The following is a 25,021-nucleotide window of genomic DNA, read 5'->3' on the forward strand; positions in this document are numbered from 1 at the left end:
AAATCAGGCCAAGACAAAGAGCCTGAGTTTCAATGCAAAAGAAAGAAAAAATGACTCAAACTATTTCTACAGAACCGCCAACGCAGTTCACTGGCTATCAAAAATTTGTCCTCGCCATATTGGCGTTTTTACAGTTCACTATTATTCTGGATTTCATGATCATGTCACCACTGGGTGCGATCCTGATGCCAGCATTGAATATCACACCATCACAGTTTGGTGTGGTGGTATCTGCCTACGCGTTCAGCGCTGGTATCGCCGGTTTTGCGGCAGCGGGTTTTGCTGACCGGTTTGACCGTAAAAAACTGCTCATGTTTTTTTATTGCGGCTTTATGCTGGGTACCTTCCTGTGCGGTATTGCGCCTAATTTCTACTTCCTGTTATTCGCACGTATTGTCACTGGTCTTTTCGGCGGCGTCATCGGTGCCATCGTGATGGCGATTACGACTGACCTGTTCCATTTCAGTATGCGCGGCAGGGTCATGGGTGTATTGCAAACGGCTTTTGCCGGTAGCCAGATACTGGGTTTGCCTATTGGTCTTTATCTGTCCGCTCACTTGGGCTGGCATGCGCCTTTCATGATGATCGTGGGAATAGCAGCTATTGTCGGCGTCATCATCATTGTGAACCTGAAGCCGATTGATGCGCATTTGCAGTTGCATCCTGATCGTAATCCTTTCCATCATTTGAAAACTACTATTGCAACACCCCGTTATGTGCTGGCATTCGCCGCTACTGGTTTCCTGAGCGTGGGCGGCTATATGCTGATGCCGTTCAGCAGCGCCTTTGCAGTCAATAACCTGGGTATTTCGATGAAGGAATTGCCGATGATTTATCTGGTCACAGGTTTCGGTGCGATCGTCACTGGTCCTCTGGTTGGTAAGCTCAGTGACAAGTTTGGCAAATATCGTATGTTTTTATTCGGTGCTGCGATGACGATTGTCATGGCTGTCATCTACACCCGCCTTGGTGTCACGCCTTTGCCTATGGTCATTTTGGTCAATGTGTTGCTGTTTGTCGGTATTTTTTCGCGCATGATCCCTGCCCAGGCAATGATGTCGGCTGTACCAGCCGCAGATAGCCGTGGCGCATTCATGGCGATCAATTCATCGCTACAGCAAATTGCCGGTGGTGTCGGCTCTGTGGTTGCCGGGATGATAGTCAGCCAGCCTGCTGGTGGCGCGATACTGCATTTTGATTTGCTGGGTGATATTTTGGTTTGCACGGTGCTGCTGACGGCTGTCATGATGTATTTCATTCACCGCATGGTGGCGACGCCTGTAGCTGTACCTGCCTGATTAGCTGTAATTCAATCAACTAAATCTGAATGTCTTGTCATCAGGCTGACATTCAGATTTCAGCCTTTCATGGCCCTTTAAGTACAAAGGGCCATTCTTTCCCCCGAGCTAAGGGGTATTTCCTCCTTTATTCCACGCATCTTGTACTTCTGGTATAGCCAATAATTACACCTGTATCTTTGTGTAATCAGCGTGCTGGTTGCTTTGTGGAAATAACAGGAGTCGGCCATGGCCGAAGATAGCGATCTCGAAAGAACCGAACCGGCCTCGCCCAAGCGCCTTGAACAGGCGCGGGAAGAGGGCGATGTTCCACGTTCGCGTGAACTGTCAACCTGCACCATTTTGCTGGCTGCGGGTGGTTCGCTATGGGCCATGGGGGATGGTCTGGTCAGGCAATTGAATCATGCTCTGATCACTGGGTTGTCCATGGAACGCGAGATTATTTATGACCCATCGTTACTGTTTTCCAAAATCGGTGCCAGTCTGTGGGATGTGCTGGTGGCATTTGCGCCGATAGCGGGGCTACTGTTGATCGTTGCGCTGGGCTCGCCTTTGCTGATCGGTGGCTGGCTGTTCAGTGCCAAGGCGCTGCAACCGAATTTTGCGCGCATGAACCCTATCTCGGGTCTGGGCAATATGATTTCCACCCGTGCCGGTGTGGAATTGCTCAAGGCGATTATCAAAACCATTCTGGTTGGTGTGGTGGCCTGGATGGTCATCATGAGTCAGAAAAATGCCATTTTTGGCCTGCCATTGGAATCATTGAAAACCGGGCCTGCCCACGTTGGTCACATGATGGGTGTGTGTTTTCTGGCTATCGTTGGTTCGCTGGTGGCGATTGCCGCTATCGATGCGCCTTATCAGATGTGGCAATACGCTGAAAAACTGAAAATGACGCATCAGGAAGTGATTCAGGAATCGAAAGAAGCCAACGGTAATCCGCAGATCAAGGCAAAAATCCGTGCCCAGCAGCGTGAAATGGCACGCCGCCGCATGATGGCAGAAATTCCTACCGCCGACGTTGTGGTCACTAACCCGACCCACTTTGCGGTGGCATTGAAATACACCGAAGGTGGACGTGGCGCACCGAAGGTGGTCGCCAAGGGTGCAGATGCAGTGGCGGCCAAGATTCGTGAACTGGCACAAGAGCACAAGGTGCCCTTGCTGGAGGCACCACCGCTGGCGCGTGCGCTGTTTAAACATACAGATCTTGGCGATGAAATCCCTGAAGCTTTGTACGCTGCCGTGGCCGAGGTGCTGGCTTATGTATATCAGTTACGCAGTTATCGCACAGGTGCTGGAAATAAACCGATGGAACCGAATGACTTATATGTACCACCTGAGCTGGACCCGAATAATCAAGCAGGAGCCCCAGCATGAATAGCCTCAAATTACCTGTCTGGATGAACGGTATGAATTCCCGGGCGTTGGCCGCGCCTTTCCTGATTATCCTGATGCTGGCGATGATGGTGTTGCCCTTGCCGGCATTTGTACTTGACGTGTTTTTCAGCTTTAATATTGCGATTGCGATCATCGTCTTGCTGACCAGTCTGTATACGGTAAAGCCGCTGGATTTTATGGTGTTTCCGACCGTTTTGCTGGTCAGTACCATGCTGCGCCTGTCCCTGAACGTGGCTTCTACACGGGTTGTTTTGACCGAGGGCCATACCGGTCCGGATGCCGCCGGTAAGGTGATTGAAGCTTTCGGCCACTTTCTGATTGGTGGTAATTACACCGTTGGTATCGTGGTGTTTATTATCCTGACCATCATCAACTTTACTGTTGTGACCAAAGGTGCTGGCCGTATTGCTGAAGTGGGCGCACGTTTTGCCCTGGATGCGATGCCAGGCAAGCAGATGGCGATTGATGCTGATTTGAATGCCGGTTTGATAGCTGAGCAAGAAGCCCGTCGTCGTCGCACCGAAGTTGCACAAGAAGCAGAATTTTACGGTGCCATGGACGGTGCCAGTAAATACGTACGCGGTGACGCGGTGGCTGGCATCATGGTTACGGTGATCAATATCGTCGGTGGTCTGATCGTCGGCATGGTGCAGCATGATCTGGATTTCGCTTCTGCGCTGAAAAACTACACGCTGCTGGCGATTGGTGATGGCCTGGTCGCGCAGATTCCTTCCCTGATCATTTCTACTGCAGCCGGTGTCGTCGTGTCGCGTGTAGCCAGTGACCAGGATATCAGTGGTCAGTTGATTGGCCAGTTGTTTGCCAAACCGCAGGTCATGATTATTACGGGCGGTATTATCGGTGGCATGGGCCTGATACCCGGCATGCCGCATATCGCCTTCATCTTGCTTGCCGCAATCTTGTGTGGCGGCGGATATCTGTTGAACAAGCGTAATCAGATCGCTCCTGTCACAGAAGAAAAACAAGACACTCCCGCAGCAGCCCAAGAGATGGAAGAAGCAACCTGGCAAGATATTATGCCGGTCGATACCCTGGGGCTGGAAGTTGGTTATCGCCTGATCCCGCTGGTGGATAAAAACCAGGGTGGCGAATTGCTGCGCCGTATCAAAGGCATACGCAAAAAATTTGCACAGGAAGTCGGCTTTTTGTCGCCACCTGTGCATATCCGCGACAACCTCGAACTCAAGCCGTCTGCCTATCGCATCACCCTCAAGGGGGTGGAAGTGGGCGTAGGCGAAGCACTCAGTGGTCAGTACCTGGCGATTAACCCGGGGATGGTCACTGGTAATTTGCCAGGTGCGGTCACGAATGACCCTGCCTTTGGCCTGCCTGCTGTCTGGATCGACGCAAGCATGCGTGATCAGGCTCAATCTATGGGGTATACCGTCGTGGATTCCGGGACTGTCATTGCTACTCATCTGAATCATCTGATCACTTCCCACGCCGCCGAATTGCTGGGCCGTCAGGAAGTACAGTTGCTGATGGATCATCTGGCTAAAGATATGCCGAAGATGGTGGAAGAGCTGGTGCCGAAAATCCTGCCTTTGTCGGTACTGCAAAAAGTCTTGCAGAACCTGTTGATAGAAGGTGTGCATATCCGAGATATGCGCACCATCATCGAATGTCTGTCAGAACAGGCCACACATACCCAGGATGCAGGTGAGCTGACTGCCCAGGTGCGGATTGCCCTGGGCCGTGCCATTGTGCAGCAGATATTCCCAACCGGGAATGAGTTGACCGTGATGACGCTGGACAATCGCCTGGAACGACTGCTCATGCAAGCCCTGCAGACCAGTGGTGCAGATGGTGCCGGTATTGAACCCGGCCTGGCAGACACATTGGCCAGCCAGACCGAGGCTGCCGCCCAGCATCAGGAACAATTGGGGCTGACACCAGTCTTGCTGGTACCGGCACCGCTGCGGGCTTTGCTGTCACGCTTCTTGCGTCGCACGGTACCGCAACTGAAAGTCTTGTCGCACGCAGAATTACCCGAAACAAAAACAATTAAAGTCACCAGCCTGGTCGGAGGTCAATCATGAACGTCAGAAAATTTACCGCGAATACTTCTCGCGAAGCTTTGCGCATGTTGCGGGATGCCCTGGGCGCTGACGCGGTAATTTTGTCTAACCGCAATGTCGGTGGCAAGGTCGAGATTTTGGCCATGGCTGATGAGGCTATCAGTGCCATTACGCCATCGTCCGGCGATGATACGCCAGCGTTATCAGCGTCAGCAGCGTCAATGGCATCCGCAACATCACTGGCGCCGCCAATACCCGATGCACCGCGTTTTGCGCCACGTTATCAGGCCGAAGCACCGGCAGTTATTCATCGTCCGCTGAAACCGGCTGTTGCCATGGATGCCGATATTGAGGCGGCTGTCAGCGCGGGTGAGTTGAATAACGTGATGTCGGAAATTCGTTCCATGCGCAGCATGCTGGAGTCGCAACTGGCAGAAATATCCTGGACCCAAACCCAGAAGCGGCATCCGCAGAAGGCAGATATTCTGCGTGAAATGCTGGCAACTGGTTTCAGTGCGGGCTTGTCGCGTTATCTGGTTGAAAAATTGCCGGAAGCGGGTAAGGTCGAAAATGGTCTGGACTGGATCAAGAATACGTTGGTACGTAATCTGTCCACCATCGACAATGAAAACGAAATGCTGGAAAAAGGTGGCGTCTATGCCTTGGTAGGCCCGACTGGCGTTGGCAAGACCACCACTACGGCCAAACTGGCAGCGCGTTGTGTGATGCGCCATGGTCCTTCCAAGCTGGCCCTGATCACCACCGACGGCTATCGTATTGGTGGTTTCGAGCAATTGCGCATTTACGGCAAGATACTTGGCGTCATGGTGCATGCCGTCAAGGATGAGGCGGATTTGCGCATTGCCTTGTCCGAACTCAAAAACAAACATACCGTATTGATCGATACTGTTGGTGTCAGTCAGCGCGATAAAATGGTGACAGAACAGGTTGCCATGTTGTCTGGAACAGACACTCCGGTAAAGCGTTTGCTGTGTCTGAATGCCACTTCGACTGGTGAAACACTGAGCGAAGTAGTGCGTGCTTATCAGGGCAATGGCCTGGCAGGTTGTATTTTGACTAAGCTTGACGAGGCTGCCACCATAGGCGGGGCTTTGGATATTGCGATACGCCAGAAACTGATGGTGTATTACGTGGCCAGCGGTCAGCGGGTGCCAGAAGACCTGCACATCGCCAACAAGCTGTATCTGATTGATCGCGCTTTTAAACTGAAACGTGAGACTGCAGCTTTCCGTTTCCTGGATGAAGAATTGCCTTTGCTGATGGCTGGCACCATGGGGGCAGGGAATGCGGCACGTGCTGCAGGCATGTCGCAGGAGGTGTCCCTTGGCTAGTTTTGATCAGGCAGAAGGTTTGCGTCGCATGCTGGCTGGCCCCAAACCCAGGGTGTTTACTTTTTTGTCGGCTTTGAAAGAAGATGAAAAAAGTGGCATGTTGGTCAACCTTGGTGTGTCACTGGCAAGACAGGGTAATGAAGTGTTGATGATCGATGCGCGGGCCTCGGACAATAGCGTGGGGGCCTGGCTGAATGCAAGCAATGATCGTACCTTGTTGGATGTAGCGAGACAACAGCGTACAATGAAGGATGCAATCAAATTGGTAGCCGCAGGTTTGTCGGTGACGATGTTGACCAGGCAGGCATCAATAGCTTCAGGCTTGCCGCCAGAAAGTGCGCGGCAATTGACTGAAGTGTTTGATGTCGTGGCAAATCAGGCTGACCTGGTGATGGTCGATGGCGACATTAATGCGAATGACGCATTTCCGCTGGCATCGCTGGATGACAGTGAATTGGTGATACAGGTTTCTGCTGATCCGCATATGATCAAGGCCGCATATGGCTTGATCAAACGGGTCAGTAACAGGGTAGGACGGCGCGGTTATGGAATTTTAGTATCCGGCGCATCAGAAAAAGAGGCGAGATTGATTTACACAAATATGGCGCAGGCTGCCAGCCGTTATCTGGCGGTGCCTTTGCACTATGTCGGCCATGTGCCGGAAGATGAACATGTAAGAAAGGCTGCGCATTTGGGTCGCTCCGTGATTGACGCTTTTCCCAAGGCGCGTGCTTCGCTGGCTTTTTCGAAACTGGCGGAACAATTGGCAATGACTGCGCGTTCGACATTATGTTTAGAGGGAGTCCCTGAGCTGGGTGTCGGTCTCGGAATATAATCACATGTACACCGCTAGCGGAAAGTCAGATAAAAACTTCCTCCTTAGGGAGCATGCCCCACTGGTCAAGCGACTTGCTTACCAGTTGAAGGCGCGTCTGCCTCCCAGTGTGGAGGTGGATGATCTTGTGCAGGCTGGCATGATCGGTTTGCTGGATGCCGTCAACCGCTATGAAGACACGCATGGTGCCCAGTTTGAAACCTATGCCGTGCAGCGCATACGTGGGGCCATGCTGGATGAGTTGCGCAGCAGTGACTGGTTGCCGCGTGGCGTGCGCCAGAACATGCGCAAAATAGAAAATGCCATGAACACCCTGCAGCAAAAGCTGGGCAGGCCACCGCTGGAAACCGAGGTTGCCAAATCGCTCAAGCTGTCGCTGGAAGAATACCAGGACATGCTGACCGACAGTGGTGGCCATCAACTGGTGTATTACGAAGACTTTCATGACGCCGACACGAAAGAACATTTTCTCGATCATTATTGTTCTGACTTGTCAGGCGACCCCTTGCAGGATTTGCTCAATGATGACTTCCGTGATGCTGTAATCGGGGCGATTGACAGTTTGCCCGAGCGTGAAAAATTGCTGATGGGCTTGTATTATGAGCAAGAATTAAACTTGAAGGAAATCGGGGCCGTGATGGGGGTGTCCGAGTCACGGGTGTCACAATTGCATAGTCAGGCGGTAGCCAGGCTCAGGGCGTACTTAAGGGAGAAGGCGTGGACTGGGCTAGCATAGTCGGACTTTTACTGATTGTTGTCGGCATCCTTTCTGGTCAGTTGCTGGAGGGGGGGCGTCTTTCTTCACTGGTACAGCCAGCTGCTTTTGTGATCGTTGTAGTGGGAACTATTGGGGCGGTCCTGATGCAAAGCCGCATCAAGACCTTTGCCCACGGCGTGCGCATGTTGCGCTGGGTCGTGTCAGAGCCACCAGACAATAGCAAAAAGAATGTCGAAGAAGCGCTGGTCTGGAGCGTCGTCGCCAGAAGGGAAGGTTTTCTCAGCCTCGAACGCTATATGAATGCGTCGACTGATCCCTTCGTTGGCAAGGGCTTGCGCCTGGTGATTGACGGCATAGACCCGATAAGGCTCAAGGATATCCTGGACGTTGATATTTCGTTATATGAGATGGAGCAACGTCAGGCTGCCAAAATTTGGGAAGCTGCAGGTGGTTATTCCCCCACCATCGGTATTTTGGGTGCGGTGCTGGGTTTGATACACGTGATGGAAAACCTCACTGACCCATCCAAGTTGGGTGGCGGTATTGCTGTGGCCTTTGTGGCAACGATATATGGGGTGGGCATGGCCAACCTGCTGTTCTTGCCAGTCAGTCACAAACTAAAAGAAATCATTAACAGGGAAGTCACCCGGCGGGAAATGTTATCTGACATTTTTTACAGCATTGCTCTGGGGGATAGTCCGCGTGTGGTGGAAGAACGATTGACTAACCATTAAAATTGATGGCTTGCCCGCCGTGATGCACTAAAGACACTTATGGCCAGAAGAAAATTCCACGAAGAGCCCGATAACCATGATCGCTGGCTGGTTTCTTACGCCGATTTTATTACCCTGTTGTTTGCTTTCTTTGTGGTGATGTATGCGATTTCCTCCCTCAATGAAGGTAAATACCGGGTGCTGTCGAATTCACTGACGGGTGCTTTTGGCAAGGTCATGGTCAACCCCAGGGCGGTAGATGTGCCGAATGAGCCGATCGTCAAGCTTGACCCTTTGCCTTTGGTAAAAAACAACCGCACGAATGAAGCCTTGCGCAAGGAAAAGGCGCAGATGACGACCATGGCCAAGGATATCCTGACAGTGCTGGAACCCCTGGTGCGGGAAGGCAAGGTCAGGGTCAGTCAGACCAGTCGTGGCATTACCATCGAAATCAATGCCAGCCTGCTGTTTGCGCCTGGTGAAGCACGCCTGAATGTGGATTCGATACAGGCCCTGAAAGCCATTGCCGGTGTCCTGAAGGTGGATAACCACGCCATACAGGTAGAGGGACACACAGATAATGTACCCATCAAAAATCCAATCTTCCCTTCAAACTGGGAATTGTCAGCAGTGCGCGCCAGCACGGTTGCCAGGTTGCTGACTGAAAACGGTGTCGATGAATTCCGGGTGACAGCCGTGGGGCAGGGGGCAAAATTGCCGGTCAGTGACAATAATACAATAGAAGGTCGTGCCAGGAACCGCCGGGTGTCGGTCACCATATTGGCAGTATTGCCAGAGCCAGTTGTGGATGTACCGATTGCACCTGCGACTCCTTCATCCTCTTCAGTGCCAGCGACATCACCTTTGCCAGCGACCACACCGGCTGTACCGATTCCCTAAGATCAGTGTGAATTATCTGCAGGCCAAAGCAAAACAGACCCGGATCAAGGGTCTGTTTTTTTATTCGTGATCATATCCAGGGCTAATCAAGTGGCAATATAGCCTTTGCCTGATGTACCTTTGATGGTCGATTGGCCATTCGGGCCGTACATAGGGGAAGTGGTTTGATTCCCTTGTTGTAATACGTTTAACATGGACTGGCTTTGTGCCAATCTGCGGTTGATCAACTGGCCATTGATCTTGTTGTCCTCTTTCGCTTGCATAGACACTTGCAGGAGTTGTTCCCAATAATTCGCTGTATGATGTGCATTATCTGCGCTGCCAGCTTGTTGTAAATACGCTTGCATGCCATCCAGATCTGCTTTGTACCCAAGTTGCGTCAGAAACGCATTACGCTTTTTCTCCAGTTCAGACATCTTGCCAAGCAGTTGCCCTTTGCTTTGGGTGTAATCGTTAAGCAAGCTGACATCACTATCAACAAGTGCAGACTGCTCTTTTTTCAGCAATTCTGCCAGGGAAGACATGGTGATGATTTCTTCCTGCAGGCATTGTTCAATTGCTGTGTGTCCGGAACTTGTTGTGTTCATGGCTAGCGTTTTCTTGCATTAAGTAAGTCTTTGACTGTTTCCAGAAGCCCGTCAGCAACTTTTTCCGAGTTCACCTGAAAGCGTCCCTCAGAAATAGCCAGCTTGATCGCTTCCACCTTCTTGGTCTCAAATACGGCATTGCTTGCCTGTGTGCTTTGCAGGGCCTGCAATTGCGTGGACAGGGTCGAAATTTGCACTTTCGACGAATTCGCAACCGGAGCCGACGTGTTATCTGCCGGTTTTTCCGTGCGAGCCTGCTGCGGGCTTACGGGAAGCCCAGAGGTCTTGTTAAGTGCGTCATCAATTTTCACAGCGATACCCTCAGTATGGGAATTACAAACATCTACATCCAGTTTATCGGCTGTGTAATTTTAAACTTTAACCTTACCTCAAAAAAATATTGCACAAGCTTAAGTGTATTTCTCGCAAGCATTTTTTTCTGCTAATAAATTATTTCTATAATGCCACCATTTTTGGCTATGCCGCTAATGGTTTGCCCTGAACTGGTTTTTGCTTTGGCGACTTGTCCGTCTGAGGCATTATTGAGCGCAATTGCATCGGTAGCCACCTGAAAGCCAGGGCCGGAACTGATAACCCTTACTGATTGCCCTTGTTGTACCGCGGATGGGCTTTTCAAGACATCGGCCCGCAAGATACTGCCGGAAGCCAGGGACATCTGCATGCTTTTGCCAATTGCCTGCTCTGGACTGGTAACGACACCTGCCGGCAGTTTTGAAATATCACCACGTAATTTGCTCAGGTCGGCCATGGTAATCACTTGTCCATGGGAAAGTGCATTGGCAGTTACATAATAATCTGCTGTTACCTGCACATTTGCTTGTAAATAGATGAGCCAGGTTGCCGGTGCGCCACATTTGATGGCCAGGGTAACTTTGCCCCAGGGTTTGCTACCCGGTGGTAAATAAGGGTTGGGTGCATCACATGCTTGCAGGTTGAGGCGTTTGTCAACTTCAGCAACGGTGATTTGCACTTCGCCATTCATGCCGTTGGTTTGGAGTGTCAAAAAATCAAGTGCGACCTGTCGCAACTGTGCGGGGTCTTGTGCCGTGACTGGGTTGGCTGCGTGCGCCATCCCGGTTGCGCCAGCCATTGCTATCAAAAGCCATGCTGACCAGCGTTTGCCTGTGAGTTGTGGAAGTTTCATTCTGATGCCTGCTTTTATCTGTTCCGGATTCCATTTTAGGATTCCTGCAGTTTTTTGAAAGCAGGAATAAGTGGGGTTTTCTCGTTCTGATTGTCTGATCAAACTTGTCTGGTGACGAATAATATGCAAGGTATAGCAAACCGTATGCATGCTTGACTGGTGGTAAAGGAGAATATGATGGCTGGTGGATTAGATGATTTCTTGCGCTTTCATGAAACGGCTCTGTCCGTCAGGGGGCAGCGTCAGCAATTGCTGGCATCAAATATTGCCAATGCGGATACCCCTAATTACAAAGCCAGGGATATTGATTTTTCTGCAGCGTTGAGCAATGCCTTGCATCAAAACCTGACGCAATCACCCACTGCACTAAATAAAACGGCAAGTCAGCACATGGATACGTCGACTGCGGTAGCAGGGGTGGCGGCGCAGTACCGGCCTACAATCCAGGGAAGTGTGGACGGCAATACGGTGGATATGGATGTGGAACGCAATCAATTTACCGACAATGCATTGCGCTATGAGGCAAGCCTGACCATGATCAATATGCAGATTAAAAATATGCTGGCAGCAATACAGGGTTAAATTCAGGGTTAGAAAGAAGCACGGATTAGAAGCACAGATACAAGGATCATCATCATGTCACTCTTTAATGTATTTAATGTTGCCGGTTCTGCCATGAGTGCGCAATCGCAGCGCCTGAACGTGGTGTCGAGCAATCTGGCGAATGCCGATAGTGTCACCAGTTCAGACGGGCAGCCCTATAAAGCCAAGCAAGTGGTATTTAGCGCAGTACCGTTGGCGGGTACGGCTTCTACCGCTGTCAAGGTGAATGAGGTTGTAGAAGACAGTAATCCGCCTAAACTGATGTATGACCCCAAGCATCCGCTGGCTGATGAAAAGGGCTATGTCGCCACGCCAAACGTGAATGTGGTGGAGGAAATGGTCAATATGATATCTGCATCACGTTCTTACCAGAATAATGTTGAAGTAATGAATGCAGCAAAAACCATGCTGCTGAAGACCTTGACTTTAGGTCAATAAGTTTTTGTAAAAGGAAAAGAAAATGGCTACCAGCAGCGTACAAAGCAGCACCGTCGACCCAGCTTTGTTGACGACCATGAATGGCAGCAAGACCGCGGCAACTTCAACTGAAGATGCGCAAAATCGCTTCATGACTTTGCTGGTTACTCAGCTCAAGAACCAGGACCCGTTGAACCCCATGGACAATGCCCAGGTGACCAGCCAAATGGCGCAATTGTCGACAGTCTCGGGTATTGATAAGCTCAATGCGACAGTCACAGCATTGAATGCAAGCTATCAGACAAGCCAGAATCTGCAGGCTGCCAGCATGATAGGTCATGGTGTGCTTGCGCCAGGCAGCGCGATCAGTTTGACTAATGGTAGCGGCGGTTTTGGTGTGGACCTGCCGGAACCGGCCAGCAGTGTTGACGTTGTGATACGCGATAGTTCAAATACAGTCGTCAGAAAAATCAGTGAAGGCGCCTTGTCGCAGGGTGTCAATAACTTCACCTGGGACGGCAAGACAGACAGTGGTGCAACAGCGCCAGATGGTGTTTACAAGTTTGATATTGTTGCCAAGTCTACCGACAAGACGCTTGATGCAACCAGTCTGTCGCTGGGAGTGGTATCAAGTATTGCCTCAAATGCGCAGGGCTTGAAGTTGAGTGTTGCCAATGTGGGTGATGTCAATATGAGTGATGTAAGGCGAATTTTTTAATCCTTGTCGTAATCCAGTCACAGCAAGTGGCAATGCAAGTGGCAAAGTAATGCAAGTGACAAAGCCATATTTAAAGTAAAAGGGGAAATATCATGGGTTTTCAACAAGGACTTAGTGGTCTCAATGCAGCTTCAAAATCGCTGGATGTGATTGGTAACAATATCTCCAATGCCAGTACAGTCGGTTTCAAGCAGGGGCAGACGCAGTTTGCTGACGTCTACGCTAATTCGCTGAACGGGTCTTCCGCTGGCACCGTAGGTATTGGTACCAAGGTGTCTGGTGTTGTGCAGCAATTCACGCAGGGCAATATCACCACGACCAATAATCCTCTCGACATTGCGATCAATGGTGGCGGGTTCTTTCGCATGTCTACAAACGGTGCAGTTACCTATACACGAAATGGTCAGTTTCAGCTTGATAAACTGGGCAATATCGTCAATGCACAAGGGGCGCAACTGACCGGTTATGTCGCCAATTCTGCGGGGGTGTTATCCACTGGGGCACCTGCTACCATCAACATCAATACTGCGGATATTGCACCGGCACAAACCACGACGATTAATGCAGTGATGAATCTGGACTCGCGCAAATTGGTGCCGGGTACGGCGGTACCGGTTGCGTCGCCACCTGTGATTACGCCAGTCGTGTTCAGTGCGACTGATCCAACGACCTATGATAGTTCGACCTCGATTGCCGTGTTTGACAGCTTGGGTAATTCACATGTGATCCAGTCGTTTTTTGTCAAAGTCGATAATCTTACCACTGCACCTACCGCTCCTGCGACGATAGAGTGGGACGTATTTGCTACGGTGGATGGGACTTTGATAGCTGGTGCAGGCGCTACCGCCAATTCCATTGGACGTATCGGTTTTGATAATTTGGGTAAATTGACTGTTGCTACGCCACCGTTTTCTGCAACTGATACCAAGGCGATGAATTTGACGGTCCCTGTGGGTACTGGTGCGGTGACGCCAATTAATACCGCAGTCGATATCAAATACGATTTCACAGGTACGACGCAATTTGGTTCAGATTTCAGTGTCAGTAAAAATACCCAGGATGGTTTTGCGTCCGGCAAACTGTCCAAATTCAATACGGCCAAGGATGGCACTATCGTGGGTAGTTATACCAATGGCAAAACTGCCGTGCTGGCACAAGTGGTATTGGCCAATTTTACTGATCCAAATGGCTTGCAATCGACAGGTGACAATCAGTGGATAGAAACTGCTGAATCAGGCAATGCGCTGGTAGGGCCACCAAATTCGGGTAGCCTCGGCAGCCTTACTGCTTCTGCAACGGAAGATTCCAATACTGACTTGACCGGTGAATTGGTGAACATGATTACTGCCCAGCGGGTATATCAGGCCAACGCACAAACCATCAAGACCCAGGATCAGGTCATGCAAACGCTGGTCAATCTTCGTTAATGATTTGATGACACTGATTTGTATTGCAATGCGTTTCTTGACTTTTAAAGTAAGGGGAGTTGCTCATGGATAGGCTGGTGTATACCGCAATGACCGGTGCCAAGCATATTCTTGAGCAACAGGCCACTACGTCGAATAATCTGGCCAATGTATCGACCACGGGTTTTCGTGCCCAGCTTGATTCGTTCCGTGCTGTTCCTGTCAAGAGCGAAGGATTGCAGACGCGCGCTTTCGTTGTCGATGCCACTGTCGGTACGGATTTTTCCACCGGTAGTTTGCAAATCACCGGCCGCGAACTGGATGTTGCCGTACAAGGAAAAGGTTGGCTGGCAGTAGAAAAGCCAGATGGCTCAGAAGCCTACACCAGGGCGGGAAGTTTGAAGCTTAGTGAAAACGGCATTTTACAGACGCAAAATGGCTTGAACCTGGTTGGCGACGGTGGACCGATCACGATCCCGCCTGATGTATCCATTGAGATTGCCAAGGACGGTACGGTTTCAACCGTTCCAAGTGGCCCCAAACCAAATGCGGTGCAAATCATAGGACGATTGAAACTGGTCAATCCACCCGAAGAAAACCTGGTGCGTGGTGACGATGGCTTATTTAAGACCAAAGATGGGACTGCGATCGATGCCGATCCCGCTGTGACCGTTGCAGGCGGCATGCTGGAAAACAGTAATGTCAATGTAGTGGAATCCATGGTCAGCATGATTAATCTGGCTCGCAGTTTTGAAATGCAAATGAAACTTTTGCAGAATGCCGAGAATAACGCCGGTAAAGCCACTCAGATCTTGACTTTGAGTTGATGCCTTTTGCTGCAAAATGGCAAGTGTGAGAATTTGCCGTTGAGGCGAAAAAGGGGAAAACAATGATACGTTCATTATGGATAGCCAAAACTGGCCTGGATGCGCAACAAACCCAGATGGACGTCGTGTCCAATAATCTCGCCAACGTCAGCACCAATGGCTTCAAGCGTTCGCGCGCCGTGTTTGAAGATTTGCTGTACCAGAATATACGCCAACCTGGCGCACAAAGTTCACAGCAGACTCAGTTGCCGTCTGGCTTGCAACTGGGTACAGGTGTGCGCCCGGTCGCGACAGAAAAATTATTTACACAAGGAAATTTGCAACAGACAGGTAACAGTAAGGACGTTGCAATTTCAGGTCAGGGCTTTTTTCAGGTGCTGATGCCTGACGGTACGACTGGTTATACCCGTGACGGTTCTTTTCAGAGCGATAATCAGGGTCAACTGGTGACTTCAAGCGGCTATGTGATTCAGCCCGCCATTACCATTCCTGCAAATGCGCAGTCCATTACAGTTGGTCGTGATGGCACGATATCGGTCACACAGCCGGGTTCTACTGCCCCTGTGCAGGTTGGCTCACTGCAATTGGCGACGTTCATCAACCCTGCAGGTTTGATGTCCATGGGTGAAAACCTGTATGTGGAAACCGCTGCCTCTGGTACACCAAATGCAAATACACCGGGCACCAATGGTGCAGGTTTGCTGGTGCAGGGGTCGGTTGAAACATCCAACGTCAATGTGGCTGAAGAACTGGTCAACATGATACAAACCCAGCGCGCTTATGAAATTAATAGCAAGGCGATCACTACATCAGACCAGATGTTGCAACGCCTGTCGCAACTGTAAGCCATTGATTACAACAGATGAATGAGTGAATGATGAAAAACCTCAGCTTATTGGCACTGTTGCCGCTGTTGTTGCTGACTGCATGTGCAGTAACGCCAACGCCGATTGTGCATCAGCCTATGTCCATGCAGCAGCAAACAGCCAAGCCCATGCGCGAAGCGAATGGAGCGATTTTCCAGCAAGCGAGTTATCGCCCTTTGTATGAGGATGCCAAAGCCCGTATGGTGGGTGATGTCTTGACCATTTCCATCAGTGAGAAAACGTCGGCTGCCAAAACGGCTGCGGCATCCGGCAGTAAAACCGGGTCGGCAGCTTTTGCTGCACCTACCATATTCGGTATGAAAGCGACGACGACAGCGCAAGCTGGTCTGTCTACGTCATCGTCGACCAAGTTTGATGAAAAAGGAGCAGAAGGTGCCAGCAACAGCTTTACCGGCACCATCGCCGTCACGGTAATCGACGTGATGCCAAATGGTAATTTGCTGGTCAGTGGGGAAAAGCAGTTAGCCTTTGATAAGGGGGCTGAATTTGTTCGTTTTTCTGGCATTGTCAACCCTACCACCATTGCGGCTGGCAATATTGTTGCTTCGACCCAGGTGTCAGATGCGCGTTTTGAATACCGTTCTACGTCGAATGTAGACAAGGCTGAACTGAATTCCATGCTCACCCGGTTCTTCCTCAGTTTCCTTCCTTTATAGTGAAAGGCAAGGATAGGTTTATGAAATTTCTCTCATCTTCCAGATTGATCAAGGCGCTCTGCATCGTGCTGGGAGTCATGAGTAGCATATTGGTGTCCGAAGCACATGCTGAACGCATCAAGGATCTGGCTGGTATACAGGGCGTGCGCCAGAATCAGTTGCTGGGATACGGCCTGGTAGTGGGGTTGGATGGCAGTGGTGACCAGACTACGCAAACACCATTTACCGTGCAAAGTATCATCAGTATGTTGCAGCAATTGGGGATATCCATTCCGGTTGGCACCAGTCTGCAATTGAAGAATGTGGCAGCGGTGATGGTCACGACCTCTTTACCCGCATTTGCGCAACCGGGCCAGACGCTGGATATCACAGTGTCTTCCATGGGTAATGCAAAAAGCCTGCGCGGAGGTACTTTGCTGATGACACCATTGAAAGGCGCAGACAGTCAGATTTATGCGATGGCGCAGGGTAATGTGCTGGTGGGCGGTGTGGGGGCAGCTGCCAACGGCAGTAAGGCACAGGTCAATCATTTGGGTGTGGGTAAAATTTCAGGTGGGGCAACGGTGGAAAGAGCCGTGCCGAATTCGGTAACCCAGGGCGCGACCATACAGCTGGAATTGAATGCTTCCGATTTTTCTACTGCCAGCCGGGTGGTGGATGCCATCAATCGCCGCTTTGGGCCAGATACAGCCGCCGCCATGGATGGTCGCGTCATTCAGGTCAAGGCACCGACCAGTACTGATCAACGCGTAGCTTTTTTGGGTAACCTGGAAAATATCGACGTAACGCCAGCGCAAATGGCAGCCAAAGTGATATTGAATGCCAGGACAGGTTCCATTGTCATGAACCAGGCGGTCACACTGGAAACCTGTGCGGTGGCGCATGGTAATCTTTCGGTTGTCATCAATACCGATAATGCGGTAAGTCAGCCAAACGCACTGGCTGCCGGGCAGACGGCAGCGACTGCCAATTCTACGGTCACCATTACCAAGGACCAGGGTCAGTTGCTGATGTTGAAGGCGGGTGTGTCGCTGTCTGAGGTGGTGAAGGCATTGAATGCCATTGGTGCTACCCCCCAAGATTTGCTCTCTATCCTGCAAGCTATCAAGGCTTCGGGCGCATTGCGTGCCGATCTGGAAATCATCTAAGGAATCGATATGATAGGCCGTACCGATTTCTCTGATAAAACTGCTTTCGACAGCAAGTCGCTGGACGAACTCAAGCAGTCAGCCAGAAATAATTCACCCGAAGCCATCAAGGGTGCGGCCAAGCAATTTGAAGCCTTGTTCATGAATATGATGCTGAAATCCATGCGTCAGGCTGGTGGTCAGGATGGTCCTTTGGACAATGAGCAAAGCCGCATGTACACGTCCATGCTGGATCAGCAATTGTCACAGAGCATGGCAAAAAAAGGCGTTGGTCTGGCCGACATGCTGGTTAAGCAATTATCGAATAATGCGATGAATCAGGCATTGGAATCGGATGCGTCTGGTAGCGCTGCTGGTGCCAGCAGTGGCAGCAGTACAAGCAGTATCAGGGGCCTGAACTCTTACCTGGATAATCTGAAATTTGAGCAACAGCCAGCCAATGCGCCCAAAACTGCGTTTACTGGTCCAAACCATGTGCGGGAATTCCAGGAAAAACTGGCAGCACATGCCGAACAGGCCAGCCAGGAAACTGGTATTCCCGCCAAGTTCATGCTGGGGCAGGCTGCACTGGAGAGTGGTTGGGGTAAGCGTGAAATAAAGACAGCGGATGGTTCTACCAGTCATAATATCTTTGGCATGAAAGCTACCAAGGGTTGGAAAGGTAAAACTGTTGATGCTGTAACAACAGAGTATGTGAATGGCGTTGCCCAGCGCAAGGTGGAAAAGTTTAAGGCTTATGATTCTTATGCCGACGCTTTCAAGGATTATGCCAAGTTGATTACAAAAAATCCGCGTTATGAAAATGTTATTGCTAACGCTAAAGATGCGACAAGTTTTGCTTACGGCTTGCAAAAAGCAGGGTATGCCACCGATCCTGAATATGCCAACAAGCTGACAAAAATTATCAGGCAGTCTCTTTCAACTTAAATTGCCTCTGTTGAAGCGCGTCAGATTAAAGTTTTGACGAAACGCACCGAAAACAGTATTGATGGCACTCGGTAGCTCACTTAGCAAAAAAGCAGGTTTAATTATGGGTTCAAATGTATTTGGAATTGGGCAATCTGCTTTGGCTGCTGCGCAGTTGGGTATTACGACAACCGGCCAAAATATTGCCAATGCGTCGACGCCTGGATACAGTCGTCAAGTCATTATACAAGCCGCAAATGAACCACAAAATCTTGGGGGTTCATTCATAGGCCAGGGTGTTTCTGTCACAGCGATACAACGCACTTACGATTCTTTTCTGTCGGGGCAGGTCAATTCGGCGCAATCAGCGCAAAACCAGGCAAGTGTATATAACAACCAGATCAGCCAGATCAATAATCTGATTGCAGATCCTACCGCAGGTGTGACGCCTGCCTTGCAAAGTTTTTTCAAATCTTTCCAGAATCTTGCTGCCAGTCCAAATGGCACTGCCGGTGCTGCTGCGCGTCAGTCTGCTGTTTCATCTGCCCAATCCTTGGCTGGTAGCCTGAACAGTCTTCAATCCCGACTCGACCAGATTCGTGATGATGTCAATGGTCAGATTGGTACGGTAGTCGGTTCTATCAATAGCTATGCGACGCAGCTGGCGAATTTGAATGACACCATAGAAAAGGCGCAGGGAACTGCCAATGTTGGTAGTCCCCCAAATGATTTATTGGACCAAAGGGATCAATTGGTGACGGAGTTAAGTAAGCTCACCAAAGTCAGCGTTGTACCGCAAGGGGCAAAATATAATATTTTCATAGGCAACGGGCAGCCCTTGGTATTAGGCAGTAATGTCAATCAATTGCAGGTAGGCCAATCGTTGACTGACCCGACCAGGGCCGAAGTATCCTATGTTGCCAATGGTAAATCGATATTATTGCCTGAGAATAGTTTTGCTGGTGGTCAATTGGGGGGCTTGCTTGATTTTCGCGCAAGTACGCTTGATGCTGCACAAAATAATATAGGCCGGGTAGCGATAGGTCTGGCAACCCAGTTTAACGATCAACAAAAATTGGGTCTGGACCTGAATGGTCAACAAGGCGCTAATTTGTTCAACATTGCCGGGCCACTTTCAACGCCAAGTGCGTTGAATACCTCGACAGCAGCCATAAATGCGACGATTACCGACACAACTGCGTTGACGACCAGCGATTATCGCTTGCAGTTCATTGGCGGTAATTACAAAATCACACGCTTGTCTGATGGTGTATCCCAGACCAGTGCCACATTGCCCACCAGTTTTGATGGTGTTAAATTTCAGTTGGCGGCACCACCGGCCGCCGCAGTGCCGAATGCAGGTGATGAATACTTGATCAGACCTACCGCTGCAGGAGGTTCCAGTATTTCCGTTGCGGTCCAGGACCCTGCAAAGCTGGCGGCTGCTGCGCCTTTGGCAACGTCTTTTCCGACGACCAATACCGGTAGTGGCAAGATCAGTGTTGGTGTCCAAAATTCGCAGGTGGCTTCGGGCAGCAATTCAGCTACGGCGACCATCAGCGCTGCGACAACAGATGATTCTTATGTCGGAAGCACTTTGGCAGCGCCGGTCACTTTGACTTTTAATTCTCCCAATATTACTGGATTCCCGGCTGGTGCCACCGTAGCCGTAAAAGTAGGTGCAGTGACCACGAATTACCCGCCACCAGCTACTGTGCCTTACACCAGTGGAGCCACCATCAGCTTCAGTGGTGTCAGCTTTTCCATTAGTGATGGGGCGACACCGCCAACGAATGGTGACACTTTTACTTTGTCTGCAGCGATACCGGTTGCCGCAACGCAACTGACTTATAACTCTGGTGCAAAAACGCTCACGGGCTTTCCTGCAACTGCAAATGTGACAGTCACCAATGGTAATACCTCAACGACTTATCCTGCAGGGACAGCGATTCCATATACTGAAGGTGCTACCATTAGTTATAACGGCATTAGTTTTTCTTTGAGTGGCAGCCCGGCGAATGGGGATGTTTTCAACATTGGCCCCAATACCAATGGCTCAGGGGATAACCGGAACGCAGTCATACTCGCTAATTTGCAAACGCAAAATACCGTAGGTGGTAAGACGACAACATTTCAGGGTGGATATGCCCAATTTGTCAGCCTGGTGGGTAATAAGGCGAATGAAGTGAAGATTACCAATGATTCCGAAACCAAGCTGCTGGCACAATCTGTGACTGCACAACAGTCTGTTTCAGGTGTTAATCTTGATGAGGAAGCGACCAATTTATTGCGGTATCAGCAGGCTTACCAGGCTGCCGGTAAATTGATGCAAATTGCAAGCACATTATTTAACTCCCTGTTGGCATTAGGGCAATAGAGGCTATCATGCGTATCAGTACAAGCACCATCTATGAAACTGGTGGTGCCAGAATCAGTGACCTGCAAGTTGGTTTGAATACAACCCAACAGCAAATTGCTGCTGGCCGCCGTGTGCTGACGCCTGCAGATGACCCGATCGCTTCGGCTCGGGCGTTGGTTATTTCACAATCTGACTCAGTTAATACCCAGTTTGCTACGAATCGCCAGTATGCGAAGAATAATCTGAGCACCGCTGAAAGCGTACTGGGTAATGTAACAACCGCTCTGCACAGCATTAAAACGCTGCTTGTAGAAGCAGGTAATGGTACCTATTCTGATACTGACAGAGGTTTTATCGCCCAAGAGTTGCAGGGTAATCTGGATCAGTTGTTGGGGTTGGCAAATTCAACCGATGGCACTGGAAATTATTTGTTTTCAGGTTATTCCACGACGGTAGCACCTTATACCAAAACTGCAGGCGGTGCATCCTATAATGGAGATCAGGGGCAGCGCTATCTTCAGGCCGATACCTCCAGGCAAATTCCCTTGAGTGCGCCGGGCACTGGAATTTTCGAGAATATCCGCACATCGGCTGGTCAATTCAACGTGCAATCCAATCCTTCCAACCTCGGACAGGCGGTTGCTACTGCTGCCATCAATGTGCCGACAGTGGGTAGTCTTACGGGGAATAATTATGAAGTGCAGTTTGATAACATCGGCACTTCTTTTACCATCGTCAATAAAACCACGGGTGCAACGGCTTTGCCATTAACACCCTATGTCAGTGGAACGCCAGTGACTTTCGATGGTATCAACCTGACGATTACAAATACGCCAAATCCTCCTGCGCCAGACGATAAATTTTCTGTCCAGCCAGGTAATCAAAATATTTTTGAAACCGTCACAGATGTCATTAATGCGCTCAACACGCCTGCCAATACTGTTGCGGCGAAGAAGGACCTGACCGCCGCTCTGACTCAGGGCAACAATAATGTTGATGCCTCTTTAAATAATGTTCTGACGGTAAGGGCGCAGCTTGGTACCAGTTTGCAAGAAATTGACAACCTTGATAATGAGGGCGATGCCAAAGGGGTTGCCTTCAAACAGGATTTGTCTTCCTTGCTTGATCTGGATTATGCCAAGGCAATTACTGAACTGAATCAGCAGCAAACAACCTTGCAGGCAGCGCAGCAATCTTTTGTGAAAACTTCGCAACTGTCATTATTCAGTTATATCAATTAACACCTGATTGACGAATTCGCTTTCTTGGAATTATTCTTTGAATTTAAAATTGGCTTGGCATATTGATATGTCAGGCCATTTTTAAATGGGCAATAATCAGATTTATCAGATTTTTTCCATATCTTCAGAATCTAATGCGATCACGTGAGTCTGCATGATGCCATGTTCGTCATGCCATTCACGGACGACACAAGGCTGGCCTTCTTCATCCAGATCAATGACTTTGAAGAATTGGCCTATCATTGATTCAATCAGGATGCGTTCATCTTCCGGAAAACTCTTGATGAATCGCTTGTCCAGGTTGACGATGCGGACGATGTCGCCGACGACTACGGGCTGGTTCTTGCAATCGACGGCGGTTTGGGGTTCTGACATGATGGTTCCAGTGTTAATTATTGATGGATATTGTACTTCCAATGGCTTGCTTGCTACAGGATAGACAAGAAAAAAGGAGCTGATTGCGTGTGGCAATCAGCCCCTTGTTACAGCCCACTAGTTATTGACTAGTTATTGATTTGGCGATTTTAACTGGCTTTCTTTTCGCGGGCCACCCAGTACAGTGCAAATGCAATCAGTACATAAGGAATCAGTGACAGCGCATCGGCATTCGGACCTTCAAAGAAAGGATTGTTGGCCGTTGCCCAGTCGCCTATTTTCTTGTCGAAGTCTGTCAGGATACCTGCGGTAAAGGCAATCACGATACCTGCCAGCGCACCGCCAGCAATGTAACCGGACGACAGCAGGACGCCGGAACTGCGGTCACCGGCAGCCTGTTTCTCATCTTCACTCAAATGCTGGTTGTGCTCCAGCTTGTTATTACGACGGTCCACTGCCCAACGTATCATGCCACCAACGAACAGTGGGGCAGAGGAAGACAGTGGCAGATATACGCCCACCGCAAAAGCCAGTGACGGTATGCCTGCCATTTCCAGTACCACAGCAATCATTACGCCAAACAGGACGAGAGTCCAAGGCAGTTGACGATCCAGTATGCCCTTGATGATGTAAGACATCAGCACGGCTTTTGGGGCATCATATTTCTTCACTTCAGAACCGTCCGGGCGCTTGTTGTATGCACCGTTGATGCCCGGGTCAACCAGGTACACGGCTTTACCAGCGTTGTCGACAAAATATTTACCGGCAGGGCCGCCCACATTGTCATTCTTGTGCCAAACCTTGTACGTGCCTTTATCTTGTTCGGCTTGCGGGCCCTGCAATTGTGCTGTGTCGGTCAACTTTGATACATCTGTTACCAGTGCCGGAGCCACCTGGGCTGCCGGTACATACACTGTGCCAGAATCATTCAGTTTCAAAAGGATAGGGCCAAGGATCAGGGCGGAAGAAAACGCCCCGGCCAAAATTGCATACTGTTGCAGGCGTGGGGTGGAACCGACGATATAACCTGTCTTCAAATCCTGCGAGGTAGTACCGGCATTGCTGGAAGCGATGCAGACGATGGCACCCACAGACAGGGCAGTGACATAGTATTGACCACCAGTCCAGCCCATGATCAGGAAAATCAGGCAAGTAAACAGCAAGGTTGCCACCGTCATGCCAGAAATCGGGTTGGAAGAAGAACCGATCTCACCCGTCAGGCGGGAAGACACAGTCGCAAACAGGAAGCCGAATACCAATATCAGCAAGGCACCCAGGAAGTTCATGTGCAATGGTGTGGCGAACGTGATGATGGCAATGATCGCCAGCGCACCAATGACCACCCATTTCATAGGTATGTCCTGATCGGTACGCAATGGTGCAGCGACGGCAGCGGCACCTTTGCCCAGGCCAGACAAACCGGCCGACAGACTGCGCCAGATGGTGGGCATGGCGCGTACCAGACTGATCAAGCCACCGGCAGCAACAGCACCAGCGCCTATGTACAGAATATAGGCACCACGTACATCATGTGCGCTCATCTGGCTGATGAGCTTGACGCCCGGGGCCAGTGGTACGCTCAATGCGTCACCAAAGAACTTGATCATCGGGATCAGCAACAGGTAAGACATGACACCACCTGCAGCCATGACAGAGGCAATGCGCGGGCCGATGATGTAACCGACACCCAGCAATTCTGGCGATACTTCAGCACCCAGCGAGCCACCTTTCAACGGTGCACCAAACACGACTTCGGGCGTATCTTTCCAGCCTTTAAGTGCCACGTTGGCGATTTTGTACAACAGGCCGATACCAAAACCGCCAAAGATGATGGCTGCACGCTTGCTGGCATCATCCAGCGCATTCGGGTTGTTTTTTTCGCCTGCTGCTTCGCGCGATGAATCCGTTGCGGCGGCTTTCAATACCTCGGCACAGGCCGTGCCTTCCGGATATTTCAGCTCATCGTGTTTTTCCACGATCATGGTTCTGCGCATGGGGATCATGAGCAAAATACCGAGCAAACCACCAAGGCAGCCGACCAGCATCACGCGTGAGATTTCCAGGTCAAAACCCAGAATCAAAATCGCTGGCATGGTCACACCCAGGCCAAAGGCCAGGGATTCACCAGCCGAACCGGCAGTCTGCGTGATACTGTTTTCCAGAATGGTGGCGTCTTTGGCTCCTAATTTATTGGTGAGCCGGAACAGGGTGATGGCGATCACTGCAACCGGGATCGAGGCGCTGACAGTCAAACCGACTTTCAGAACCAGATAAAGTGAAGACGCACCGAAGATCATCCCCAGCACCACGCCCATGATAAGGGCGCGTGCGGTCATTTCGGGTAGTTGTGCCGAATCGGGGATATATGGTTTAAACCCCGGCTTGGTACTGGAGGCTGACATTTCTTTTGGCATTGGTGTACCTGTATTGTTGTCAAATTGAGGTAGAAAAAGGCGGATATTTTTTCAGC

General features: G+C 50.3%; 24 protein-coding genes. 19 read left to right on the forward strand and 5 right to left on the reverse strand.

The genetic code is table 11. The features are described 5' to 3' along the window. Positions 1-50 precede the first annotated feature (50 nt). From AC1RVX_RS15800 to motD, 8 genes are all read left to right on the forward strand, one after another. Positions 51-1,298 (forward strand): MFS transporter, encoded by a 1,248-nt coding sequence (locus AC1RVX_RS15800; protein WP_493217564.1) that lies wholly within the window; start codon positions 51-53, stop codon positions 1,296-1,298. 228 nt (positions 1,299-1,526) lie between these two features. Further along, complete coding sequence (gene flhB, locus AC1RVX_RS15805) at positions 1,527-2,678, forward strand: flagellar biosynthesis protein FlhB (protein WP_493217565.1); 1,152 nt, start codon at positions 1,527-1,529, stop codon at positions 2,676-2,678. Next, positions 2,675-4,759, forward strand: coding sequence for a flagellar biosynthesis protein FlhA (gene flhA, locus AC1RVX_RS15810; RefSeq protein WP_493217566.1), 2,085 nt, complete (start codon positions 2,675-2,677; stop codon positions 4,757-4,759). The genes flhB and flhA overlap by 4 nt, the downstream gene beginning before the upstream one ends. After that, positions 4,756-6,090: a flagellar biosynthesis GTPase FlhF gene (flhF, locus tag AC1RVX_RS15815; RefSeq protein WP_493217567.1), complete on the forward strand. Its 1,335-nt coding sequence runs from the start codon at positions 4,756-4,758 to the stop codon at positions 6,088-6,090. The genes flhA and flhF overlap by 4 nt, the downstream gene beginning before the upstream one ends. Continuing rightward, a complete protein-coding gene (locus AC1RVX_RS15820; protein ID WP_493217568.1) occupies positions 6,083-6,925 on the forward strand; it encodes a MinD/ParA family ATP-binding protein in 843 nt (280 codons plus the stop codon). The genes flhF and AC1RVX_RS15820 overlap by 8 nt, the downstream gene beginning before the upstream one ends. 4 nt (positions 6,926-6,929) lie before the next feature. Continuing rightward, complete coding sequence (locus AC1RVX_RS15825; RefSeq protein WP_186945636.1) at positions 6,930-7,661, forward strand: RNA polymerase sigma factor FliA; 732 nt, start codon at positions 6,930-6,932, stop codon at positions 7,659-7,661. Next, on the forward strand, positions 7,643-8,377 hold the full coding sequence (locus tag AC1RVX_RS15830) for a flagellar motor protein (RefSeq protein WP_493217569.1): 735 nt from the start codon (positions 7,643-7,645) through the stop codon (positions 8,375-8,377). Before AC1RVX_RS15825 ends, AC1RVX_RS15830 begins: the two co-directional genes overlap by 19 nt. A gap of 39 nt (positions 8,378-8,416) precedes the next feature. Further along, complete coding sequence (gene motD / locus AC1RVX_RS15835) at positions 8,417-9,256, forward strand: flagellar motor protein MotD (RefSeq protein WP_493217570.1); 840 nt, start codon at positions 8,417-8,419, stop codon at positions 9,254-9,256. An 86-nt stretch (positions 9,257-9,342) separates the two neighbouring features. Here motD and AC1RVX_RS15840 read toward each other — a convergent pair whose 3' ends face one another. From AC1RVX_RS15840 to flgA, 3 genes are all read right to left on the reverse strand, one after another. Continuing rightward, positions 9,343-9,843 carry a flagella synthesis protein FlgN gene (locus AC1RVX_RS15840; protein ID WP_493217571.1) on the reverse strand — a complete coding sequence of 167 codons (501 nt, stop codon included), beginning with the start codon at positions 9,841-9,843 and terminating at the stop codon, positions 9,343-9,345. A gap of 2 nt (positions 9,844-9,845) precedes the next feature. Beyond that, positions 9,846-10,154, reverse strand: coding sequence for a flagellar biosynthesis anti-sigma factor FlgM (gene flgM / locus AC1RVX_RS15845; RefSeq protein ID WP_493217572.1), 309 nt, complete (start codon positions 10,152-10,154; stop codon positions 9,846-9,848). Positions 10,155-10,285: 131 nt separating this feature from the next. Beyond that, positions 10,286-11,008 carry a flagellar basal body P-ring formation chaperone FlgA gene (gene flgA / locus AC1RVX_RS15850; protein ID WP_493217573.1) on the reverse strand — a complete coding sequence of 241 codons (723 nt, stop codon included), beginning with the start codon at positions 11,006-11,008 and terminating at the stop codon, positions 10,286-10,288. Positions 11,009-11,185: 177 nt separating this feature from the next. Here flgA and flgB point away from each other — a divergent pair, with 177 nt between their 5' ends. The 11 genes from flgB (at position 11,186) to flgL (ending at position 22,176) form a co-directional block, all read left to right on the forward strand. Further along, positions 11,186-11,590: a flagellar basal body rod protein FlgB gene (gene flgB / locus AC1RVX_RS15855; RefSeq protein ID WP_493217574.1), complete on the forward strand. Its 405-nt coding sequence runs from the start codon at positions 11,186-11,188 to the stop codon at positions 11,588-11,590. A gap of 54 nt (positions 11,591-11,644) precedes the next feature. Continuing rightward, positions 11,645-12,049, forward strand: a complete 405-nt coding sequence (flgC, locus tag AC1RVX_RS15860; protein WP_493217575.1) for a flagellar basal body rod protein FlgC — start codon at positions 11,645-11,647, stop codon at positions 12,047-12,049. 22 nt (positions 12,050-12,071) lie between these two features. Continuing rightward, positions 12,072-12,746, forward strand: a complete 675-nt coding sequence (locus AC1RVX_RS15865; RefSeq protein ID WP_493217576.1) for a flagellar hook assembly protein FlgD — start codon at positions 12,072-12,074, stop codon at positions 12,744-12,746. Between the two features lie 92 nt (positions 12,747-12,838). Next, entirely contained in the window at positions 12,839-14,173 is a 1,335-nt protein-coding gene (gene flgE / locus AC1RVX_RS15870) for a flagellar hook protein FlgE (RefSeq protein WP_493217577.1), read from the forward strand. 65 nt (positions 14,174-14,238) lie between these two features. After that, positions 14,239-14,979, forward strand: a complete 741-nt coding sequence (flgF, locus tag AC1RVX_RS15875) for a flagellar basal-body rod protein FlgF (protein ID WP_493217578.1) — start codon at positions 14,239-14,241, stop codon at positions 14,977-14,979. A gap of 62 nt (positions 14,980-15,041) precedes the next feature. Further along, positions 15,042-15,824, forward strand: a complete 783-nt coding sequence (flgG, locus tag AC1RVX_RS15880) for a flagellar basal-body rod protein FlgG (protein ID WP_493217579.1) — start codon at positions 15,042-15,044, stop codon at positions 15,822-15,824. A gap of 29 nt (positions 15,825-15,853) precedes the next feature. Next, a complete protein-coding gene (locus tag AC1RVX_RS15885) occupies positions 15,854-16,522 on the forward strand; it encodes a flagellar basal body L-ring protein FlgH (protein WP_493217580.1) in 669 nt (222 codons plus the stop codon). A 20-nt stretch (positions 16,523-16,542) separates the two neighbouring features. Then, a complete protein-coding gene (locus AC1RVX_RS15890; RefSeq protein WP_493217581.1) occupies positions 16,543-17,670 on the forward strand; it encodes a flagellar basal body P-ring protein FlgI in 1,128 nt (375 codons plus the stop codon). Between the two features lie 9 nt (positions 17,671-17,679). Next, positions 17,680-18,597, forward strand: coding sequence for a flagellar assembly peptidoglycan hydrolase FlgJ (gene flgJ, locus AC1RVX_RS15895; protein ID WP_493217582.1), 918 nt, complete (start codon positions 17,680-17,682; stop codon positions 18,595-18,597). Between the two features lie 103 nt (positions 18,598-18,700). Then, entirely contained in the window at positions 18,701-20,953 is a 2,253-nt protein-coding gene (gene flgK, locus AC1RVX_RS15900) for a flagellar hook-associated protein FlgK (RefSeq protein WP_493217583.1), read from the forward strand. An 8-nt stretch (positions 20,954-20,961) separates the two neighbouring features. After that, entirely contained in the window at positions 20,962-22,176 is a 1,215-nt protein-coding gene (flgL, locus tag AC1RVX_RS15905; protein WP_493217584.1) for a flagellar hook-associated protein FlgL, read from the forward strand. Between the two features lie 105 nt (positions 22,177-22,281). Here flgL and AC1RVX_RS15910 read toward each other — a convergent pair whose 3' ends face one another. Then, positions 22,282-22,551 carry a hypothetical protein gene (locus AC1RVX_RS15910; RefSeq protein ID WP_493217585.1) on the reverse strand — a complete coding sequence of 90 codons (270 nt, stop codon included), beginning with the start codon at positions 22,549-22,551 and terminating at the stop codon, positions 22,282-22,284. A gap of 149 nt (positions 22,552-22,700) precedes the next feature. Further along, positions 22,701-24,953, reverse strand: coding sequence for an OPT family oligopeptide transporter (locus AC1RVX_RS15915; RefSeq protein WP_493217586.1), 2,253 nt, complete (start codon positions 24,951-24,953; stop codon positions 22,701-22,703). Positions 24,954-25,021: the final 68 nt, after the last annotated feature.

The sequence above is a fragment of the Undibacterium sp. GW821-FHT11B02 genome, assembly GCF_058808955.1.

Bases quoted from the DNA above. Each gene is read 5' to 3' on its own strand.
- AC1RVX_RS15800 (WP_493217564.1), top strand. From the start codon at position 51: ATGACTCAAACTATTTCTACAGAACCGCCAACGCAGTTCACTGGCTAT.
- flhB (WP_493217565.1), top strand. From the start codon at position 1,527: ATGGCCGAAGATAGCGATCTCGAAAGAACCGAACCGGCCTCGCCCAAG.
- flhA (WP_493217566.1), top strand. From the start codon at position 2,675: ATGAATAGCCTCAAATTACCTGTCTGGATGAACGGTATGAATTCCCGG.
- flhF (WP_493217567.1), top strand. From the start codon at position 4,756: ATGAACGTCAGAAAATTTACCGCGAATACTTCTCGCGAAGCTTTGCGC.
- AC1RVX_RS15825 (WP_186945636.1), top strand. From the start codon at position 6,930: ATGTACACCGCTAGCGGAAAGTCAGATAAAAACTTCCTCCTTAGGGAG.
- motD (WP_493217570.1), top strand. From the start codon at position 8,417: ATGGCCAGAAGAAAATTCCACGAAGAGCCCGATAACCATGATCGCTGG.
- AC1RVX_RS15840 (WP_493217571.1), bottom strand. From the start codon at position 9,843: ATGAACACAACAAGTTCCGGACACACAGCAATTGAACAATGCCTGCAG.
- flgA (WP_493217573.1), bottom strand. From the start codon at position 11,008: ATGAAACTTCCACAACTCACAGGCAAACGCTGGTCAGCATGGCTTTTG.
- flgB (WP_493217574.1), top strand. From the start codon at position 11,186: ATGGCTGGTGGATTAGATGATTTCTTGCGCTTTCATGAAACGGCTCTG.
- flgC (WP_493217575.1), top strand. From the start codon at position 11,645: ATGTCACTCTTTAATGTATTTAATGTTGCCGGTTCTGCCATGAGTGCG.
- AC1RVX_RS15865 (WP_493217576.1), top strand. From the start codon at position 12,072: ATGGCTACCAGCAGCGTACAAAGCAGCACCGTCGACCCAGCTTTGTTG.
- flgE (WP_493217577.1), top strand. From the start codon at position 12,839: ATGGGTTTTCAACAAGGACTTAGTGGTCTCAATGCAGCTTCAAAATCG.
- flgF (WP_493217578.1), top strand. From the start codon at position 14,239: ATGGATAGGCTGGTGTATACCGCAATGACCGGTGCCAAGCATATTCTT.
- flgG (WP_493217579.1), top strand. From the start codon at position 15,042: ATGATACGTTCATTATGGATAGCCAAAACTGGCCTGGATGCGCAACAA.
- AC1RVX_RS15885 (WP_493217580.1), top strand. From the start codon at position 15,854: ATGATGAAAAACCTCAGCTTATTGGCACTGTTGCCGCTGTTGTTGCTG.
- AC1RVX_RS15890 (WP_493217581.1), top strand. From the start codon at position 16,543: ATGAAATTTCTCTCATCTTCCAGATTGATCAAGGCGCTCTGCATCGTG.
- flgJ (WP_493217582.1), top strand. From the start codon at position 17,680: ATGATAGGCCGTACCGATTTCTCTGATAAAACTGCTTTCGACAGCAAG.
- flgK (WP_493217583.1), top strand. From the start codon at position 18,701: ATGGGTTCAAATGTATTTGGAATTGGGCAATCTGCTTTGGCTGCTGCG.
- flgL (WP_493217584.1), top strand. From the start codon at position 20,962: ATGCGTATCAGTACAAGCACCATCTATGAAACTGGTGGTGCCAGAATC.
- AC1RVX_RS15910 (WP_493217585.1), bottom strand. From the start codon at position 22,551: ATGTCAGAACCCCAAACCGCCGTCGATTGCAAGAACCAGCCCGTAGTC.
- AC1RVX_RS15915 (WP_493217586.1), bottom strand. From the start codon at position 24,953: ATGTCAGCCTCCAGTACCAAGCCGGGGTTTAAACCATATATCCCCGAT.